Genomic DNA, 19,759 nt, shown 5'->3' on the forward strand with positions numbered 1-19,759 from the left:
GCCCATTAACGTACATTCCGTTAACTTGTACTTACATTATAATCACTTTGTACATACATTGCAACCAAAAATTTTTCACAAAATGTTTATTATATTTTGAATTATATTTCCAGTATACAAAATTACGGACAAATATTTGCATTGTTCTGAAATTGTCTGGGAGTCTGTCCCGTATACTTCTTGAATATCTGGCTGAAATAGCGGTAATCCCTGAATCCCACGTCGTAGGCTACCTCGTACACCATTTTCGATGTACAGCAGAGAAGCTCCCGAGCGTGAGTTATCCTTGCCACTGCAAGATACTCGAAAAGATTCTGTCCGTACTCCTTTTTGAACTGGGTACTCAGATAAGAGGGGCTCAGCCCTACAGCATCAGCCACCACAAGCAGTGACAGCTCGTCGTTCATGTAGTTTTTGTCTATATAGTCCTTAGCCTTTGCGATTATGCTCCTGCCGCTTTCCTTTGCCGATTCTATGCGCCATTTTATGCAGCCGCGCACCAGATCGTGAAGGAATTTCCGGGTATCCTCGGTGGTCATCAGCTCCGCACCTATCTCGTCGGCAGTTCCGAAGCTCTCAAAGAACTTCTCGCTGCTTATGCCTATTTTCCGGGCAAAGGCGTGGGCTGCCACATATATGTCCATACAGACGTACAGCCTCAGCATAAGAGACTGTATCTTGGCGAACCCCACCTCGTCGAGGACAGAATCCAGCATAGCGTCGCAGTTTTCAAGGCTTCCGCTCTGCAGCAGTTCTTCTGTTTTCTTGATGTCAAGACGTTTCACGTCCTGCATTATCTTCGACTCTTTATTCATTTTAATACCCCGCTATGATTGTCAAACACACTATGTTTCAGATGCTTTTTACAGAGTCGCGGATCTTGAGCTCGGGAGTGAATATGATATCATCGTCGTCCGAGGGATAGGAATTTATCATATCTATGAGCTTTTCAGCCGCCGCTTCGCCGAGTCTGCGCTGTGGGTGAGCCACAGAGGTCAGCGGTACATCGCAGATCGAAGCGTATTTTGAATCGTCTATGCCGATGACCGAGAGGTCGTCAGGCACGCTTATGTCGCGCTCCTTGCAGAACTGGAGCAGCTTTATGGCAATATTGTCATTATAGCAGACAAACGCCGTAGATTCGCTTATCAGCTCCAGAAGTCTGTTGCTTCCCGAGGTGAACACCGAGTTCTTGTCCGATGTTGCGAACCAGAGCACGTTGTCCTCTGCGTTTCTCTGTCCGTGTGCGATACAGCTCTTTGTGAAGCCGCTGTAGCGCTTATGTCCCTGTATATCGTCAAGCGCGAATATTCCCGCAACTCTTCTGTGTCCCTGTGAAAAGACATAGTCCGTAGCTATCCTGCCTGCGGCTTCGTCGTCCATGGCAACGCAGGGACAGTCCGACCATGGGTACTTGGCATTGAAGAACACCACGGGGATATTCTTGCTGCGGAGCTCCTCATACAGCAGTGTATTGGGGTTTGGCAGAGCGCTCTTGGAGGGCTCCACGATGAGTCCGTGAACTCCGCCCGAGATCATGCTCTGGAGCGCCTGCTGCTCCTCAGCCACCTTATTATGGGTGATAGCGAGCTGCATGGAAAAGCCCGAATCATTGAGCACGCTTTCGATGCCCGTAACTATATGAGGGAAGATATAATCAGTAAAATACGTGGATATTACGCCGATATTCCTTATCTGACCCACTGTATCGCCCTGTGAATAGCCCGACGATACAAAGGCTCCGCTTCCCCTGATACGGCTGATGACATTCTCGTTTTCAAGGCACATCAGTGCCTGTCTTACGGTCTGTCGGCTGACGCCGTGTATCTCGCAGAGCTCCTTTTCCGTGAGGAATCGGTCTTTGGGCTTCAGCTTGTGGGAGCTTATGAAGTTCTTGGACCACTCAACGATAGTCATATATTTGTAGTCTTCCATAATTTCCTCCGAAGGGATACCGATAGTATCGGTTTTTCTTTATAATACCACTTTTGCACAAATTTGTAAATACAACTTTTGAATTATGTCTGTAAATTTGTATGCACAGACAAAACTGCCTTACCCTCTTTGTGCAACACGACAACAATTTGCATACAAATTCCTGCGGACAACAATACAACTTCTCTCAGCTTGACATTGAACGGGCAATGTTGTATGATTTTAATAGCTTGTTTCACACCTTAGGGCAAAATAAGCCCTGCATAAAAAAGTGATCCTCAAATTACCCTACATATAATATAAATGCAGTTCAGAGCAATGACTGCCTGACGGCGGTCATTGCGTATACATTAAAGGAGCAGACCATGAAGAACAACATTCTTATAATAGATGACGACGCCGACCTCTCATTCGTTATCACCGATATGCTGGAGGGCTACGGCTACAATGTGACCTCTGCCGAAAGCGCAGATGAGGCTTTCGGACTTCTCAGCAGCAGGCACTTCGACCTTATCCTGCTGGACATAAATCTTCCCGACTCCACAGGCTTTGAAATATGTAAAGAGCTCCGCCGCGTTTCCGACGTGCCTGTAATATTTGCCAGCGCACGCACCAGCGAGTCCGACAGGATAACAGGCTTCGATATCGGCGGCGACGACTACCTCCCCAAGCCCTACTCCATGGCGGAGCTCTTTTCGCGCATAAAGGCGCTTCTGCGCCGAGCCTACGGCGACAGCGACGAAAAGGCGCCAATAGTGTTCGGCAATGTCAAAGTGGATATCTCCGCACGCTCCGTCACCAAAAACGGCGTCCCCGTAGGACTGTCCCTGAAAGAGTTTGACCTGCTCGCCTGCCTTTGCGGGCACATGGGCACGGCGGTCTCAAAGGAATCCCTGCTCTCGGAGGTATGGGGGACATTCTCCGACGTAGAGCCCTCAACGCTGGCTGTACATATCCGCTGGCTGAGGGAAAAGCTTGAGGACGAGCCAGCCTCTCCCAAGTATATAAAGACCGTCTATAAGGTGGGCTACATTCTGGAGGTGAGCGAATGAAAAGCAGGATAATCGGCATCACTCTTTTCTTTATGGCGCTTATCATCGCTGCCTCGGCACTCTTTATATATAATGACAGGACAAATTATACTCCCGACGCAAACGGTGAGCTCATCATCGCGGTAAACGAGGTTGAACAGCTCATAAACATGGGCGACACCGCTCAGGCTGCTGAAAAGGCTGCCGCACTGAAAGAGGAGCTCCGCGGCTTCACACAGCCTGCTCCCGACAGCTCAAAGGCTGTTGCCGTATGTATAATCGGCTGTATATTTGCGGCTGTTATCTTCGGCTACATTTACTTCTCCATACTGCGCCCCTTTGATAAGATGAAGAACTTCGCCGAGAAGATAGCTCAGGGCAATTTCGATATCCCTCTGGACTATGAGCGTTCCAACTACTTCGGAAGCTTCACATGGGCTTTCGACAGCATGCGCCGCGAGATAACCAAGGCGCGTGCCTGCGAGCGTGAAGCCATTGAAAACAACAAGACCGTCATCGCTACCCTTTCCCATGACATAAAGACTCCCGTTTCGTCCATAAGAGCCTACGCCGAGGGACTGGACGCAAATCTGGACAGCTCCCCCGAGAAACGCAGAAAATATCTGTCAGTAATTATGCGCAAGTGCGACGAGGTATCAAAGCTCACCAACGACCTGTTCCTCCACTCCCTCTCAGACCTTGACAAGCTGAAAATACAGCCCGAGAAGTTTGAACTCACCGCGTTCATGGAGAGCACTGTTAAGGAGATAGCCGCCGAGCATGACGACGTAAGCTTCCTGCGTCCCGATTTCACAGCCGAAGTCAGCGCCGACAAAAACAGGCTCATGCAGATAACCGAGAACCTCATAAACAATGCGAGGAAATACGCTAAGACTGATATCACCGTATCAATGGAAAAACAGGAAAACAGCGTGGTGATGCGCTTCTGCGACAGGGGCAGCGGTATCCCCGATACGGACATGCCCTTTATTTTTGAGAAGTTCTACCGCGGCAAGAATGCAGGCTCTGAACAGGGCTCGGGACTTGGCCTTTACATCGTCAAGCACCTTACAGAAGCTCAGGGCGGCGGGGTGAGTCTCAGAAATCTCCCCACAGGCGGTCTTGAAGCCTCTGTCACTCTGCCATTGTGCAGCACCGAAAAGATCTTAAGTACTTCTTAATAACTTTCGCTGTATAATAAACACAGAATCAAGCGAAAGGAACACACAGCTATGAAAAAATCCATTTTGACCGCAAAAGGTCTTTCAAAAAGCTTCGCCCACAACGGCGGACAGGTGCATATCCTGTCGGGAGTCGACCTTGACATATACGAGGAAGACTTCACCGTCATAATGGGCGCTTCGGGCTCGGGAAAATCCACCATGCTCTATGCTCTCAGCGGCATGGACAGAGCCACCGCAGGCTCTGTGATGTACGGCGGAAAGGACATCGTAAAAATGAAGGAAAAGGAGCTTGCAGGGCTGAGACATTCGGACTTCGGCTTCATTTTCCAGCAGATGCACCTTGTAAGCAATCTCTCCATGCTTGAAAATGTTACCGTATCGGGCTATCTCGGCAAAAAGAGCTCTGCCGCAGAGGTAAGGAAAAACGCCGAGGAGCTCCTTAAAAGAATGGGCATCGACCGTGTAAAGAACAATCTTCCCTCACAGGTATCGGGCGGTGAGCAGCAGCGCTGCGCAATTGCAAGAGCTGTCATAAATCAGCCAAAGCTCCTCTTTGCCGACGAGCCCACAGGAGCTCTCAACCGCAAAAACACCACGGAGGTACTTGACCTGCTCACTGACCTTAACAAGAACGGTCAGAGCATACTCATGGTCACTCACGACGTCCGTGCAGCCGTAAGAGCCACACGCCTGCTCTATCTCTCCGACGGAAATATCATCGGAAGCCTTGACCTTGCACCGTATGACGCTGCCGAGGAAAAGAGCCGCGAAGCTCAGGTGAACGCATGGCTGAGCTCCCTTGAATGGTGAGGTGAGAGCTATGGATATACTCACACTGCTCAAAGCCAATATCCGCCGCAGAAAGGGCACATTCATCAGCATAGTCGTTCTCATGTTCATCATCTCCATGGCGCTGACCCTTATACTCAGTGTCAGCAAAAGCTGCGATGCTTCTCTCAATGAGCTGCACAGCTCAGCCCACAGCGGAAATGTTACTGTAATGATAAAGGACGCCGTTTTTACTGACGATATGAGACAGAAGCTTGACAATGAAGCCATACTCGACCACTACAAAGTCACTCCCGTAGCTGTAATGTCAAACGGTATGGACTGCGGAGATGTCAGCAATGAGAACTCCTGCTTCTTTTCGGTGCTCACCGAGGGCATAAGGCTTGTAAACAAAAGCTGCAGCGGCTATGAGGACAGTATCCCCCCACTCTCAAAAGGCGAGATATACCTGAGCTACGGCTCAAAGAACAGGCTGAAATGCAATATCGGAGACAAGGTGACCGCACACGCAAACGGCGGCGACTTCGACTTTACTATCAAGGGCTTTGTTGCAGAGCCTGTATTCGGAGCTATGCAGATAGGCTGGAAGTGGCAGTTCATATCACAGGAAGACTTCGACATGATAACAGCCGCAAACGCCGCCCAGAACGACGTTGACGGCAAGTGGGGCACGGGCTATATTGTACAGCTCTACAAGAGCGATGACTGCGGGCTCTCCGACGGAAAGTTCCGCCGTCAGGTAAATCTTGACAGCGATATCATCTCCAATTCATGGGGCTCTGTAACGCTGGATATGTCTAAGCATTACACCAACATCTACTCCGACAATATACTGGCTATACTGCTGGTGTTCATACTTATCCTCGCTGTCGTAGTACTTATCGTTGCCGGACACAGCATATCAACAGGCATAGAGCTCGACTATACAAATCTGGGCATATTAAAATCACAGGGCTTCAGCAGTTCAAGGATACGCCTGTCCATAATGCTCCAGTATCTCATAGCAGAGCTTGTGGGCAGCATTATCGGCGTACTTGCCGCACTGCCCCTCATAGGCGTGCTCACAGGTTTTTTTGACCCCATGTCAGGCTATATAACCGAGACCTCCGCCGACCTGAGCAAAACTCTGCTGTACCTCCTTGCTATTTTCGCAGTCAGCGTAGTATTCATACTCATCATCACTCACAAGGTCTGCCGTATCTCGCCTATCCGCGCTATTTCGGGCGGACGCAGGGAGATATACTTCGACAGCCGCCTTAAAGCTCCCATAAGCGCAAAATTTCTCTCATCGACACTGGCGCTCCGTCAGTTCACCTCCGCAAAGAGGAGATACATCGCTTCTGTTATCATTGCAGCGATACTGGTATTTTTCATGCTCATGGTGAACGCTCTCAGCACCGCAGCCAGCTCCAGAAAGGCTCTGAAAATGATGGGCGTGGGCTATGTCGACCTGTTCATTGACTTCAATGAGACAAAGTCCAGAGAGGAAATAGACAGGGTCATGGACACTGTAAAGGAAAACGGCGGCTTGCAGACAAGATACTTCTCTCACGGTGTTTACCTGTCACTGGACGGCGAAGAGATCTATTGCAGTATCGACCTTTATCCCGAGGATATATACGTCACAAAGGGCAGAGCTCCCAAATACGACAACGAGATAGTCATAACCGAAATAGCTGCCGACGAGTTTGATCTGAAGATAGGCGACAAGGTAGATATCGCCAAATACGACAAGCACTCGGAGTTCATTGTAAGCGGATTATATCCTTCCATGTCTGATACTGGTATGTCCATATCCATGAACGCTGACGGAGCCAAAAAGCTTGACGTAAAGCCCAGAATGGTGGGCGGAGCTGTTGAGCTTGCAGAGGGAGCAGACCCAGCCAAGATAAAGGCAGCTCTCGAAAAGGAGTACGGCGACGATATAAAGGTCACCATAGCCGACGAAAACGATGAAATGGAAATTTACGAAACGGCTATCCAAGCCATGAGGTTCATCATCTACTCGTTCTCGCTGTTCTTTGCTCTGGTGGCAGTTACCATGGTAAGCACCAAGGCTTTCACACAGGAAAAGACCGATATCGGCATATTCAAGGCGCAGGGCTTCACCACAGGAAAGCTGAGGCTGCAATTCGCGGTAAGGTTCCTTATCGTATCCGTACTGGGAGCTCTCCTCGGAACAGCTATGGGTATGCTATTAATCAACAAGCTGCTGTCAGTGATGCTGAAAGGCATCGGCATAACAAGCTTCTACGCAAGCTTCACACCAATGTCGGTGATCGTACCCGCAGCAGCAATATGCCTCTGCTTCTTCCTGTTTGCACTTTTTGCTTCACGGAAAATAAAAAAGGTGGGCATCAGACAGCTTATAACAGAATAAAAAAGCAGGCGGCGATGAATGATACATCGCCGCCTTTTGTCATTCTTTCTGTATGCCTGAAGTACGCCTGATATCCTGATAAAAGAGCCCGTGCTGAGTGCAGTACCACACCAGCCGTCCCGACTTATAAAATGGAAGCGTCACCTGTAGATTCCACTCGGGATACTGCTTGAACACCATTGCTGAGCTGTCGGTCACATAAGCCACAAAGGAGATATAGTGCTCCTTTTTCATTTCGTGGTCTGAGGATATGAACCACTCCCCGCCCAAGTCCTCGGTGCTGAGCATATCTGTGCCCTCAGCCTTTACAGGCTCCAGTGGGGCAAGCTTGTTCCCGCAGCAGGTCACAGCCGTCTCGGAGGTAGCTGTGATGATGTTGCCGCACTCCCTGCATACGTAAAATTTCAGCTTTTTCATATTGCCTTTCTCACTTTCATTTTTATCTATCCTGCCCGAAAGCAGTGTCTGCACATCTGTGCCGAATATTTCGGAAAGCTCAGACAGCAGCGATACATCGGGACAGCCGTTGCCGCACTCCCATTTTGATACTGCCTTGTCACTGACATTTAAACTTTCCGCCAGCTGCTTCTGGGTAAGTCCGCAGTTTAGCCTGAGCTGCTTTATGAGCGCTCCTGTTTTTACCTGATCCATAATATTCACCTCTCCGACTTCGGGTCTGTTCCATGTCTTAATTGTAGCTCACAGCCGCGGAAAAGTCAATCTACGCTCCGTAGAGAAAGGCAGGTCTGCGGTAGGCCTGAGAGTTACCGCGCTGAAAGAATCGCAGCCTTAAAATGTGACTCCCTGCATATATAGTCCTCATCGCCGCTGATATATTTAAGGAACTCCACTCTTTTGGGCAGCTCCTCAATGTCAGCCGAAAAAGACCTGTGCCACACAAACATGGGAAGATGTCCCATATCGCCGCTGCTGTGGACTGCCACAGCACAGCCGAAGACCCACTTCTCCGCGGGGAGCTCCCCGAAGCCGAAGCCCTCGGCGGCAGCCATAGACGCAAAGCGCTCCCATGTCTCCCTGCTGTCGATGTATACCCATACCTTTTCGTCGCTGCCGAGCATTTCTCTGATAGTACGCATAAATCATGCACTCCCTGTAAAAATATTCCAAAAGAGTACAAAAGCGACCCCATCGTAACGACAGGATCGCTGCATAAGCATTATTCACATCCCATCGTTCAAGCTTTAGCACCTTACATAATGCAGGTTGCTGTACGGTCAGCGGGCTTGTCCCTCGCGTACTCTTTATGGTACTTTTATCATAGCACAGTTTTCGGCTGCTGTCAAGTACTGTTTGCAGATTTCGGCATAAAAAGATTGAACAATAAAACCTGTTCTTATTTGTGAATGATGCGTAAAATTTTTAAATTCTGTTGACATTCATTTGGCGACGTGATACAATTACCATAGGATATTATTGGAAAGGTTGTCATAAATATGGAGAAAACTAAAATTATTGAAGAACTCAAACATAAAAATGACATACAACCTAATGAATTTGACGGAACATACAGCTCTGTCCGCGAAGCTGTGGAATGCTATGCAAAGCTGAAAAAGACCACCCTCATCGACTACAAGGATCTTGATCTGCTTTATTACCTGACGCTCGGCATCTGGTCGGGGGACAAGGATGAGCTGAAGCTCCGCATTCAGAACAGCCACCTGCTCCACATCGACAAGCATATGCTTTACACCACTATCGATAAGATATGGAGCAAGGGCGCAAGAATGCTGTTTACTCATGTGGCAAATAAGTATGAGAAGAATTTCCTTGTGAATCCTCTCTCCTTCAAGAGCGCTCTCATTGCCGAAAAGCCTGAGTCTATACAGTTCTTCTTCAAAATGTGCATAAACCTGTCGGGACTGGACAACGACACCAAGCTCCTTGATACTGCGCAGAAAATGCTCAACGCACAGATCAAGGATTCGGGAATGCCTGTGTTTGCTTTATCAAGGATACTTCACTGTCTTAAACCCAATACCTTTCCTATACTTGGCGAAAGCATCACCGATTCCCTCTGTTTCAGAGAGCTTGGCATCCCACTAAGAAAAATAGAAGATCTGTCGCAGTATATCCACAACTGCCGAAAGATACTTGAATTCCGCAATTCTCATTTCAAGTTCAAGAATATGAGAGTATTCGACATTATGTCATGGCAGCTCCTCGGCGAGCTGAAAGCTCCTGATGAAAAGGAAGAGGAGGAGCAGGCGGACAAGACTCTTGCGGATTATCAGTTCAGAAAAAAGGTCGCTCCCCTTAACCAGATCCTTTACGGACCTCCCGGAACAGGTAAGACCTATAACGTAGTAAAGTATGCGGTGGAGCTTATCGAGGGCAGAAAGATAGCTCCCGATGAAAAGTATTCCGTAATAAAGGCTATATACTCAAAATATACAGCTTCGGGTCAGATAAAGTTCACCACCTTCCACCAGTCCCTCAGCTATGAGGAATTCGTTGAGGGTATCCGTCCCGTCGTAGTTGACAGATACGGCAACGACACCAGTACAGCCCATGAGGATACTACTGTCATTTACCGTCCCTACAACGGCATTTTCAAGTCGCTGTGCGAAAAGGCTTCAAAGAGTCCCCATATGAAATTCGTGGCTATCATAGACGAGATAAACCGAGGCAATATCTCAAGGATATTCGGTGAGCTCATAACCCTCATCGAAGAGTCGAAGCGAGGCTCATCGGTCATTCTCCCCTATTCACAGACCGATTTTTCCGTGCCGCCCAATCTGTATATCCTCGGTACAATGAATACAGCTGACCGTTCCATCGCCATGCTGGACACTGCTCTGAGAAGAAGATTCGACTTTATCGAAATGATGCCTCAGCCCTCACTGCTGGGCGAATGCGGCGGCGTAGACCTCTGCGAGCTGCTTACCGCACTCAATGAGCGTATAGAGTATTACTACGACCGCGAGCACGCTATCGGTCATGCATACTTCATGAACAACGACGGCTGCATAAAAAGTCTCGACGAGCTGAGAGAGGTCTTCTCCACAAAGATAATCCCTCTGCTTCAGGAGTATTTCTTCGATGACTACGAAAGGATAAAGCTTGTGCTGAACGACAAGAATGCTTTCATCGAATGCATTACTCCAAAGTACATCAAGCAGTTCGATTCGGGACAGAAGCTTTACCGTCTCGGCAATCCCATGAACTGGAACATGGATAACTTCATAAATATCTACCGCGATGTTTTATGATGAACGGAGAATACAATGTACACAAAACACCTTTGCGTATCGGCAAATGAAAATATCGCCGAAATTTCCGCAGAAAACGGCAAGCTTTCGGAAATGCTGGGCGAGTTTGCGGAGGTCTGCGGAGCTGACGGCAGAAAAGTGATAGCTGTCAGTGGAAAAAACGGGAAGAAATACTTCACGGCAGGCTCATACTGCGGATTCGCATATCTCACCGACAGAACTCTTATCGAGGTGCTGCCCCGTACAAAAAACGGTACGGCAGATGCAAGAAAAACGCTCTGCGCCGAGTTTTGCAGGCGGTGCGGATATACCTTCGTCCCGTCGGCACTCGACCCCGAGATGAACTTCATGGAGTACTTCATATCCGTGTTTGCGGACGAGACCATGAAGATAATCAAAAGCGGAGTTCTCTCGCGCTACACAAGCTGCGAGGAAAACATGACTTCGGTGCAGGGAGCTATCCTGTTCTCGGAGAATATCCGACGCAATCTGGTACACCGTGAAAGGGTATATGTGCGCCATGATATCTTCACTCCCGACCGTGCGGAAAACCGCATAATAAAAGCGGCAGCAAAGCTGCTCAACAAGATGACCGCTGATCCCCGAAGCTCACACCTGCTGAAAGAAACGCTGTCATTCCTTGACGAAGTCCGTGTGCCCCACGACATTACCGCAGAGTTCGGCAAATGCATAAACACGCGGAACACAAAAAAGTACAGCACCACCCTCAATATTTGCAGAATGCTTTTTGACAAGAATGAGGGTACTGCCTTTTCGGGAAAATACATATTATGCGCACAGTTTTATAAAATACCGTAAGGAAAAGGGACTTTCCCATTGGAAAGTCCCTTGTTTTTATGCCTTGAATATGAACTTTATGAAGTTGTACATAAGCGGTATAACAGTGTTTGCATCATGTCCGCCGCCGGGAACGGAGATATAGATATTCTCTGTGCCGTGCTGTGTGAACAGGTCGCTGTACTGCTTGGGGAAGTCATTTACCATAGTGTCGTTTGTACCGCCTGCGATCATAAGCAGATATGGTGAATAGGGAGGGTCTATCCTCATATCGTCCTTGCTCATAACGCCGGGATGTGTCATGAACTGATCCTGTGTGGGGAAGATACCCGGGGCAGGTGCGCCGCCGCCGATGTAGCCTACCTTGTCACTGCACTTCATGCCGATGTAGAGGGATTCTCTTCCGCCCATTGAGAAGCCTGCAACTGCGGTGTTCTCACGTCCTGTCTTTACAGGATAGTGGGACTCGATGTAAGGCATAAGGCTGTCGGGCATATCCTCTACAAAGTTATCATATCCGGGGACGTCTGCCTGACCGTTGCCTGTCTGCTTCTCATGGTTCGGGTCTGTGTACTGATTGGTGAAAACGATTATCATTGGCTCAGCTTCGCCGCTCTTGATGAGGTTTGTAGCTATCTCGCGGATACCCATACCGTTCATCATCGAGGACTCATCGCCGCCGTAGCCGTGGTTGACATAGAACACGGGATACTTCTTGCTGCTGTCATATCCCGGCGGGAGCCATACGTTTGCGCCCTTGTTGCGGTTTGCCTTTTTCGAGAAATATGTGATATGCTCAACTGTGCCCTCTGCATTTTTCAGTACTGTTGAGGGAACGTTTACTGTTATCTGGTCGCGTATGCTTGCCATGTAAGCGCTTGGGTCTGCATTGGTGGTCGTAGTTGTGGTTGTGGCAGTCGATGTGGTCGTTGCCTTTGTAGTTGTTGCAGCTGTGGTAACTGTCTTGATGTCGTCGGAGTAGCTCTCAGGGAGCTTTGTGATAGTGCCTAAGAGGAACTTCTGGATAACGAGGGCGTCGTTGGCTGTGATACCGCCGCCTGCTTCACTTACGTCTGCGTTAAATGCGCCTGTCTCAGAAAGAACATACTTGTTCGGATTTGCGAGAGACTGCATTATGAGTACAACGTCAGCCATGTCCACGCCGCCGTCGTTGTTGGCGTCACCCCATTTGGAGACCTTTGCGTCAAGTGCAGCCTTTGGATCGGCAGTTGTTGTAACGATCGGTGCAGCTGTAGTAGTGGTCGTGGTCGTTGTGGTGGTTGTAGTAGTTGTTGTTGTTGTAACAGCCTTTGGACCGTCGATAACTGTGCCAGCCTTAGCAACGATTGCCTCGTCGATAGCAAAGTCATCTGTGCCCTCTTCTGTCTCAACATAGAGCTTGATGTTGGAGGCGCCCGTTGGGATAGTGTAGTTTGGATTTGCAAGCTGTACATACTCGCCGTTGGAAACTCCGTCTGCGATATGATCGTATTTAGTTTCGCCGTCAGCTGTGTATTCCAGTGACAGCATCATGTTGCCAGAGCCCTTTGCTGCAACGCTGAAGCTGTAGGACTCCCCTGCCTTGAATGTAAGGTAGTCCAGAGTCTTCATTGCGCCGTGCCATGCACTGGTTCTGCCAGATACTGTGAGAGCCTTGCTGCCTGCGTATGCTGAACCGCCTGTGGAAACTGTAGCACCGCCTCTGCCTTCCCAGCCGTTGCTGTCGTCCTCGAATGTGTCGTGGTAGTAATAACCGTTTGCATCAGGCTCGATAGGTTCGGGAGGTGTGGGATCCTTGCCGCCCACGAAGCCCTTGCCGTCGCTTTCAAGAGCCACAACGAATGTGGAAACGCTGTTTGCGGGGAGCTGTGCTGTGAACGATGAACCGCTTGCTGAAACTCCGCTTATGCTTGCGATATTTTCGCTTCCGGAGGTTCTGTAGGTCTCAACGCCAGTGACATTTCTGCCGCTGAGGGTGAACTGCTGACTTACTGCACCGCTGCCCTTATTGATTGCGACTACTGTAGCCTGTGTGTCGCTGTGCTTATATGCTGATACAAGAATGTTTGTATTTGGCTGCTCTGTAGCGTCGATACGAACGTCGCCCGGGCGAACCCACTTGGAGAACTGAGCCATTGCATATCCGCGCTTGGAAATCTTACCGGTATCCCACATTGGACTGTACTGTCGGCGTATGTACCACCAAACATAAGCGTTCATGTTGCCTACAACGAGTGCGTTGTGGATGTTTTCTGCGACCTGAACACCCTCTGGCCAGCGGTCAGCGGAGTTGTTATCACTATTTGGAACGTAGACCTCGGTCATCCATATTTCCTTGCCGCAGTTTTCAAGGGCAGGGAAGTCCATAGCGTTGCGCTGTGTTCCGTAGAAATGAGTGCCGAACATATCGCAGTTTGCCATAGCCTTGGAATTGTTGAGGATTGCGTTGTAGAAGCTCTTGTTATAGCTGAAACTCTCAGGTGACATCAGCTTTGTTGTGGTGCCGGCTGTTACAGACTTACCGTAATTTGCAATGAAGTTTGCAGCACGGTCTGCACTCCATGCAGTCCACTCGCCTGACCAGTCAGGCTCGTTCTGAACAGAGATAGAATTGAGCTGAACGCCTTGATTGTTGCAGTACTTGATGAAGTCATTGAGGTGCTGAGCGTACTGAGCTTCTGCACCCTGTTTGAGGACGTACTGACCGCCTGTAGGACCGCCTGTGCCGTTTGTTCTCATTGAAGCTGGCGGATTCCAAGGTGTAGCAAATACTGTAGCGCCGAGCTTCTGAGCTCTCTGAGCTGTCGGGATAGCGTTCTTCCATGCATTCTTGTCATCGCTGACGAAGATACGCAGAATTGTAAGTCCCAGCTCGTCGGCGCCGTTTCCAAAAGCTTTCTGAACCTGAGCCTCGGTCATGTCTCCCGGAGCGCCGTTCTGAGCATTATAGCTCTGCCACTCAGGGTGGTTCATGCCGCCGAAGCCGCGGATAGTCTGGTATTCCTTGTTTGTGTTGATGGTACACGCACCTGCTGCCTCTGCACTGAGAGGTGCGCGTGTCGGGAACGCTGATGCTGTGCCTATCAGCATGGTTCCTGCCAGAACTGCTGAGAGTGCAGTTCTGAGTTTTTTGATCTTGCCCATGATCATTTCCTCCTTCAATAAAAAAATTGTCCGTACAAGACAAAAACGAAAAAAATATTCCACATCTATCATATAACATATTTTTTATTTGTTAAACCCATTTTTCACAGTTTAGGTGGACAAAAAAAGGATTGTAACTATAAACTGTTAAAATTGTATGTGATTTTACCAATTTGCATTTCCCGAGCACAGCTCAGTTTTTCCTGCTTCTCAAAGCGCTTGTTTTTTTACGAAAAAAATGTTAGAATTATATGTCTGATTTTCTTTTTTACTTTCGATTATATTAGTGAATGCATTCAATAAAGGAGGATTTCCTGATGACAAACAACGAGCTGCGCTTACTAATGGCAGACTCAGTTCAGAAATGCCACAGGGCGGTCTTTGATAAATACTGCAACTACGTCTACACTATCGCATTCAGTATCCTCAGAAGCTGCGGAAGCCGCGAGGACGTTGAAGAATGCGTCAGCGACGTATTTATGAAGATATATAAGCTTCTCGACGAGGATACGGACTTTACGGATAATTTCAAAGCCTTTATCGGCACCGTCGCTCGGAATACGGCTATCGACTCTTTCCGCAAAATAAGCTTACGCATCAGCAGGACGGCTTATGTTGACGAAAACACTATCAATGAGCTCCGCGACGACAACGATATAACCGAAAACACTGAACGCAGGGAGCAGTCTGATATCATTCTCGGCAAGATAAAAGAGCTTGGCAATCCCGATTCCACTATCATCATACAACAGTATTACTACAACCGCACTGCAAAGGAAATAGCAAAAAGCATATCTATGTCGGCGGCAGCTGTTCAGAAACGAAGCAGCCGTGCAAGGCAAAAGCTCCGAACATTGCTTATGGAAGCAGGTATAAACAAGGAGGGCTTGATATGAAAGACAATGATCTTTTCTTTGATCTCGACGACGAGACTATTGACATGCTTGCTCAGGAATTCTCCGTACTCACTGATGAAGAGAAGGAGAGAATGTATGCCATGAGCGAGAGAAAGTACAATATATCAGAAAATACAAACGAGGAATACAGCAGTGAAACCGAGGTAAGCGGTGTTGAGCGTTACAGTCGTCCGAAGTGGAAAACAGCTTCTGTTGCAGCTTCACTTGCGCTCCTTATAGGTGCGGGAAGCTTCGGCGGCTACAATATCGCAAAGCAGCTCCACAGCGGCACAGAGAACGATCCCAACGTGCCTACCACAGTCTCTGAGGATATGTCACAGGTAAACACCGAGGATCCCCGCACTGAGGAGTACCGCAGCATCACTGATGATCTGCTGAATAAGTATAACGATTTCCTTGCGCCGTACAATGAGGACGAACTGCCTAAAAGCGATGAAAACAGCTATATTGAACGCGCTGACGGCATGACAGATGAAGAATGGGAAGCGGCTGTAGCCGAATTTGACAGAAAAGCCTCTGAGATCCACGATCAAGTATGCTTTGAGATCGGCTCGGGCGATCCGCTTGACTACCCGAATTATAAATCGATCGGTTTATGGAATTACGATCACTATACAACAGGTATGAAATACAGCAATACCGATGAGGTAATGGAAAAGGCTCTTTCCTTTATGTCACAGAGCCTGATCGATAAACAGTTCCCTGATCTTATCGGCGGTGATATTTCAGGCTGTGAGAGCAATACCTACTATAATCAGGATACCGACACTTATCCCGATTTCGGTGTTTACGCTATGCGCGACGGCAAGCTGTACTGCGCTTCATTAGATTATGACGCAAATGGAAATAAATATATACCGTCTACCTACAGATTCTATAACTGCCTGAACGAACCTGCCGTGATAACCGACATCACCGATGATTCATTTACTGCTGTTGTAAAGTATGAGTTCACAAATATCCCAAACAAGTACGATATGTCCATGAAGGTGGTAAACAGGGACGGCAAATGGATTATTGACGATTTAGAGCCTACTGGTCCTGAGCTTGATGCTCAGAAGCTTGATATTGTAGACAAGATGATGAACAGCGGTGACTATTATGATAAGATAAGTGTAAAATACGGACATTTCTACAAAGCCCCCGAGGGATCTCCTGCGGAGATCAGAGATTATTCCGTAAAAATCGATGTTACCTATGCCGATAACAGAACGGCAAGAAAATACAGCTATGGCTATTACGCTGACCGATACAACGGCAGCGAGGATATTGCAAGTATGGTAAACTATGCAAAAAATACATTCTCTGCCGACCATGAAAAAGAGGATGAAGACTACTGTGACGGTGAGAAATACTATTACTGGCATAATCCCACAGAGCTTGACCCCGACTACAGCTGGTATGACTGGAACAATCGTATATATCACGATGAAGACGCCGATCAATACGGCGGCTATGATTCATTCAGATTGAATTCGGAAAAACTGCCGATCTGGACACGTGATACATATAAGCCTTTTATCTGTCCAAACGGACAGCTGATTGCAACAAATTACTTGTATGAGTTTAATAATTGGGATATTACAGGCGAAACGACCTTTGAGAGCAGAGACTGCTGTATCATTGAAATGGACATTCCCGATTATTTATCTTCTTACAGCAGCGATTACCATGACAAGCTTACCGCCTACATCGACAAGGAAACAGGTATCCCAATGCTTGTGGAAATGCTTGATGAAAACGGTGATCTGGTTGAAGCAAATTTCTACTACGATGTGAAGCTCAACGATCAGGCAGAGTCTGTTCCCGAAAAGGATATGAGCTGGTTCGACACCGGTCTCAGCAATTTCAAATAACAAAGAACCGCTTAGAAATTAATTCTAAGCGGTTTTCTATTTTTACTTCTTAGTCTGTTACAATTCCCACGGATATCCATGTAAGTATTTCGCACTACTTAACAAAGTCGTATAGTTCAAAATACTTTTGATCATCAAAGGTCTCTAATTTGCTTATGGTCTTTTTGAAGATCTTATAATGTATCAGATATGCAAGAATAAAACTGATAATACCCAAAGGTATCACACAGCAGCCTATCATTGATACTATCAGGTCAGTTATGTCTTTACAATCGTTCCTGAGGACAAAATACCCGATGATAAGCCCTATCAAATACAGTAAAAGGCAAATTGCAGGCATAGCCAGATTATAAAACGAACTTGTCGGCAGCTTATCAACGCGCATAGCTCCCGTCTGACCGTTCATTGCAAAGGTGTATTTTTTGTCCTTATAGGGAATGTTCAAAAGCCATACAGGCACAAGATAATAGTTCAGTTCCCTGTCCGAGATGCTTGTATTTTTATGCGCCTCACGCACATATCTCGAATCATAGTCTGCAGACTCATAGATACTTTCAGCCTTTGACGCTATTCTGAGCGAGCATATCCGTTTTACTTCAGGCTCTGTACTGTTCAGTGCATTTTCGGCACCTATATTATATCTGCTTGCGTAAAAGCCTGTAAGACACGATGCGGTAAAATCTTCAGCCTGACCGAATTTAAAAGGCCAGACAGAATAAAAGATGTCCTTTCTTATGTTGGTCTCATTGGCAAGTATCGGGAAATTATTGACTTTTACATTTCCGCTGTAGTTATTGCCGTCTACACTGATCGAGGAACTGCATGTGCAGCTGTAGCTCCATACAGGAACATAAAATCCTCTTATATTTTCAAGAACTGCCTTATCCTTGAATTCCTTTGGCACATATTTCAGATCATTGATATAATCCGTAAAGCTCTGCCTGAATTTCTCCGCAGTAAACTTGAAAGGGATAACTTTATCAGGACGTATATCTCCTTCAAAATCCGAGGAAACTATTACATCGTGCTGACAGTAAGGACACCTTGCAGTGGCGGTCGAGGACCATGTTATGATCTTTCCGCCGCAGGAGGAGCAGTCAAACTCTTCCAGCTTTTCGGTCTCGTAGGGCTCCCATACTATTTTGGTCCTTTCGATCCAGTCAAAATCCGAAAGCTTATCGTCTGTCTCTTCATTAAAGTGAGAACGGATATAATCAAGATCAAATGTATTTTTACAGAACCTGCATGACATACTTCTCTGTTTTATGTCATAGTACATGGGAGCTCCGCATGACGGGCATTTATATTCTTTTATTTCTGACATTTTATTCACCTGTATTATCAGCCTGAAAATCAGCTGTTTATCATCTTCGGCGGCAATTTGCTTTTCTGCTCCGCTTACTCAGCGTCGTCCCATTCACCGAGATATTCTTCCAATTCCTCGTCTTCAATTTCACCGTCTAAGAAAACTGTGATATTGTATCCGAGCAGAGTTGTGATGTCATCGTATTCATCTTCATCGCCGTGATCGTTTGTTATTATCTTGTTGGTGTCAAGATCAAGCAGAACGATCTCGCCGTCGCCTATCATGTCGCCAAGATACAGATAATTCTTTGTGTCTCCCCATTCCCATTCTGTATCAAGCATCTCTTCGACCTGATCGAGTGTGCATATATCAAGGTTCGCAACACTAAGAGAGAAACCGTTTGTGAACTTATATAAGTCCCTTAACTCATCGGTAAGCTTTATATTTGTGCGCTTTTCAAATCCATCTATTTCTTCATCTGAAAGAGGAGCAAACAGCTGAAGCTCAACATCGTCGGGATAATTCTTTGCCAGATGAACAAGAAGCTTCATTTCCTCATAAAACTCTGCGCTTTCGGGTATTACTGCATTGTTGATATCCTGCCTCTCGGGCGGAATGTAATTGTCTGACATAATAACCACCTCACTTTTGTATTTCAGCTTAAAGCTGTATAATTTATTTTAATTATATATCATGCAGGGTAAATTGTCAATCAATAAATCATGTGGGGCTGCATATACAAAAAGCAGCTTCTCCGTTGCCGAAGAAGCTGCCCGTCATTCATATAAATGTATTTTTAGGAGGCTATACACTTAATGGTTTTCAGCTGTTTTTTGTTTGTCAATGCAACATCGTCCCGTGCTGCACATTCGGTCTGTACCTCTCACGACAGAGCGGAGCATACCAAGCACATAGGATATTCTGTTGTCCATTTTTACCGCTCCTTTCGTTTGGTATGACTTTATTATAGCACTGAAAATACGGTTTGTCCAATCCGAAAAAGTCATTGCGGACTATAGAAAAATACTATATCACCCCGTCAAGCTTACCGGCAATGTTTTCGCATAATTCCTGTTTAGAAAATATGTATTTCACCATATAATATATAGTCATTTCTCTCCCTGATAATATGAACGAGCATACATAAAAGACCACAGAGCCAACGGCTAAAATGCTGTTGGCTCTGTGG

General features: G+C 47.1%; 15 protein-coding genes and 1 riboswitch. Of the genes, 8 read left to right on the forward strand and 7 right to left on the reverse strand.

Annotated features, from left to right (window positions below):
• Nucleotides 1-122 precede the first annotated feature (122 nt).
• Nucleotides 123-815, reverse strand: coding sequence for a helix-turn-helix transcriptional regulator (locus N774_RS0110055; RefSeq protein ID WP_024861121.1), 693 nt, complete (start codon nucleotides 813-815; stop codon nucleotides 123-125).
• A gap of 37 nt (nucleotides 816-852) precedes the next feature.
• On the reverse strand, nucleotides 853-1,935 hold the full coding sequence (locus N774_RS0110060) for a GntR family transcriptional regulator (RefSeq protein ID WP_024861122.1): 1,083 nt from the start codon (nucleotides 1,933-1,935) through the stop codon (nucleotides 853-855).
• A 365-nt stretch (nucleotides 1,936-2,300) separates the two neighbouring features.
• Between N774_RS0110060 and N774_RS0110065 the strand changes: the two genes are divergently transcribed.
• From N774_RS0110065 to N774_RS0110080, 4 genes are read left to right on the forward strand one after another with little or no spacing between them, the layout of a single operon-like run.
• Entirely contained in the window at nucleotides 2,301-2,987 is a 687-nt protein-coding gene (locus tag N774_RS0110065; protein WP_024861123.1) for a response regulator transcription factor, read from the forward strand.
• Nucleotides 2,984-4,147 (forward strand): HAMP domain-containing sensor histidine kinase, encoded by a 1,164-nt coding sequence (locus N774_RS0110070; RefSeq protein ID WP_024861124.1) that lies wholly within the window; start codon nucleotides 2,984-2,986, stop codon nucleotides 4,145-4,147. Before N774_RS0110065 ends, N774_RS0110070 begins: the two co-directional genes overlap by 4 nt.
• Before the next feature lie 51 nt (nucleotides 4,148-4,198).
• Entirely contained in the window at nucleotides 4,199-4,960 is a 762-nt protein-coding gene (locus N774_RS0110075; RefSeq protein ID WP_024861125.1) for an ABC transporter ATP-binding protein, read from the forward strand.
• Between the two features lie 10 nt (nucleotides 4,961-4,970).
• The gene (locus tag N774_RS0110080) at nucleotides 4,971-7,319 is read left to right on the forward strand and encodes an ABC transporter permease (protein ID WP_024861126.1); all 2,349 of its coding nucleotides are present in this window, start codon (nucleotides 4,971-4,973) and stop codon (nucleotides 7,317-7,319) included.
• Between the two features lie 39 nt (nucleotides 7,320-7,358).
• Here the strand turns inward: N774_RS0110080 and N774_RS0110085 are convergent, their stop codons facing one another.
• On the reverse strand, nucleotides 7,359-7,970 hold the full coding sequence (locus tag N774_RS0110085) for a helix-turn-helix domain-containing protein (protein ID WP_024861127.1): 612 nt from the start codon (nucleotides 7,968-7,970) through the stop codon (nucleotides 7,359-7,361).
• A 113-nt stretch (nucleotides 7,971-8,083) separates the two neighbouring features.
• Entirely contained in the window at nucleotides 8,084-8,416 is a 333-nt protein-coding gene (locus N774_RS0110090; protein ID WP_024861128.1) for a hypothetical protein, read from the reverse strand.
• An 88-nt stretch (nucleotides 8,417-8,504) separates the two neighbouring features.
• A riboswitch (SAM riboswitch) is annotated at nucleotides 8,505-8,590 on the reverse strand.
• A 183-nt stretch (nucleotides 8,591-8,773) separates the two neighbouring features.
• Here N774_RS0110090 and N774_RS19625 point away from each other — a divergent pair.
• Both N774_RS19625 and N774_RS0110100 read left to right on the forward strand, forming a co-directional pair.
• Entirely contained in the window at nucleotides 8,774-10,549 is a 1,776-nt protein-coding gene (locus N774_RS19625) for an McrB family protein (protein ID WP_024861129.1), read from the forward strand.
• Between the two features lie 15 nt (nucleotides 10,550-10,564).
• Nucleotides 10,565-11,368, forward strand: a complete 804-nt coding sequence (locus N774_RS0110100) for a 5-methylcytosine restriction system specificity protein McrC (protein WP_024861130.1) — start codon at nucleotides 10,565-10,567, stop codon at nucleotides 11,366-11,368.
• Between the two features lie 36 nt (nucleotides 11,369-11,404).
• Here the strand turns inward: N774_RS0110100 and N774_RS18825 are convergent, their stop codons facing one another.
• Nucleotides 11,405-14,491, reverse strand: coding sequence for a carbohydrate binding domain-containing protein (locus N774_RS18825; protein WP_242836607.1), 3,087 nt, complete (start codon nucleotides 14,489-14,491; stop codon nucleotides 11,405-11,407).
• Between the two features lie 317 nt (nucleotides 14,492-14,808).
• On the opposite strand from N774_RS18825, the gene N774_RS0110110 reads away from it, so the two are divergent.
• Together N774_RS0110110 and N774_RS0110115 are read left to right on the forward strand one after the other, a co-directional pair.
• On the forward strand, nucleotides 14,809-15,387 hold the full coding sequence (locus N774_RS0110110) for an RNA polymerase sigma factor (RefSeq protein ID WP_024861132.1): 579 nt from the start codon (nucleotides 14,809-14,811) through the stop codon (nucleotides 15,385-15,387).
• Nucleotides 15,384-17,264, forward strand: a complete 1,881-nt coding sequence (locus N774_RS0110115) for a hypothetical protein (RefSeq protein ID WP_024861133.1) — start codon at nucleotides 15,384-15,386, stop codon at nucleotides 17,262-17,264. Before N774_RS0110110 ends, N774_RS0110115 begins: the two co-directional genes overlap by 4 nt.
• A 94-nt stretch (nucleotides 17,265-17,358) precedes the next feature.
• Here N774_RS0110115 and N774_RS0110120 read toward each other — a convergent pair whose 3' ends face one another.
• Nucleotides 17,359-18,588 carry a hypothetical protein gene (locus N774_RS0110120; protein ID WP_024861134.1) on the reverse strand — a complete coding sequence of 410 codons (1,230 nt, stop codon included), beginning with the start codon at nucleotides 18,586-18,588 and terminating at the stop codon, nucleotides 17,359-17,361.
• Between the two features lie 74 nt (nucleotides 18,589-18,662).
• The gene (locus tag N774_RS0110125; RefSeq protein ID WP_024861135.1) at nucleotides 18,663-19,202 is read right to left on the reverse strand and encodes an SMI1/KNR4 family protein; all 540 of its coding nucleotides are present in this window, start codon (nucleotides 19,200-19,202) and stop codon (nucleotides 18,663-18,665) included.
• Nucleotides 19,203-19,759: the final 557 nt, after the last annotated feature.

Source organism: Ruminococcus flavefaciens AE3010, from assembly GCF_000526795.1.
Classification (GTDB): domain Bacteria; phylum Bacillota; class Clostridia; order Oscillospirales; family Ruminococcaceae; genus Ruminococcus; species Ruminococcus flavefaciens_D.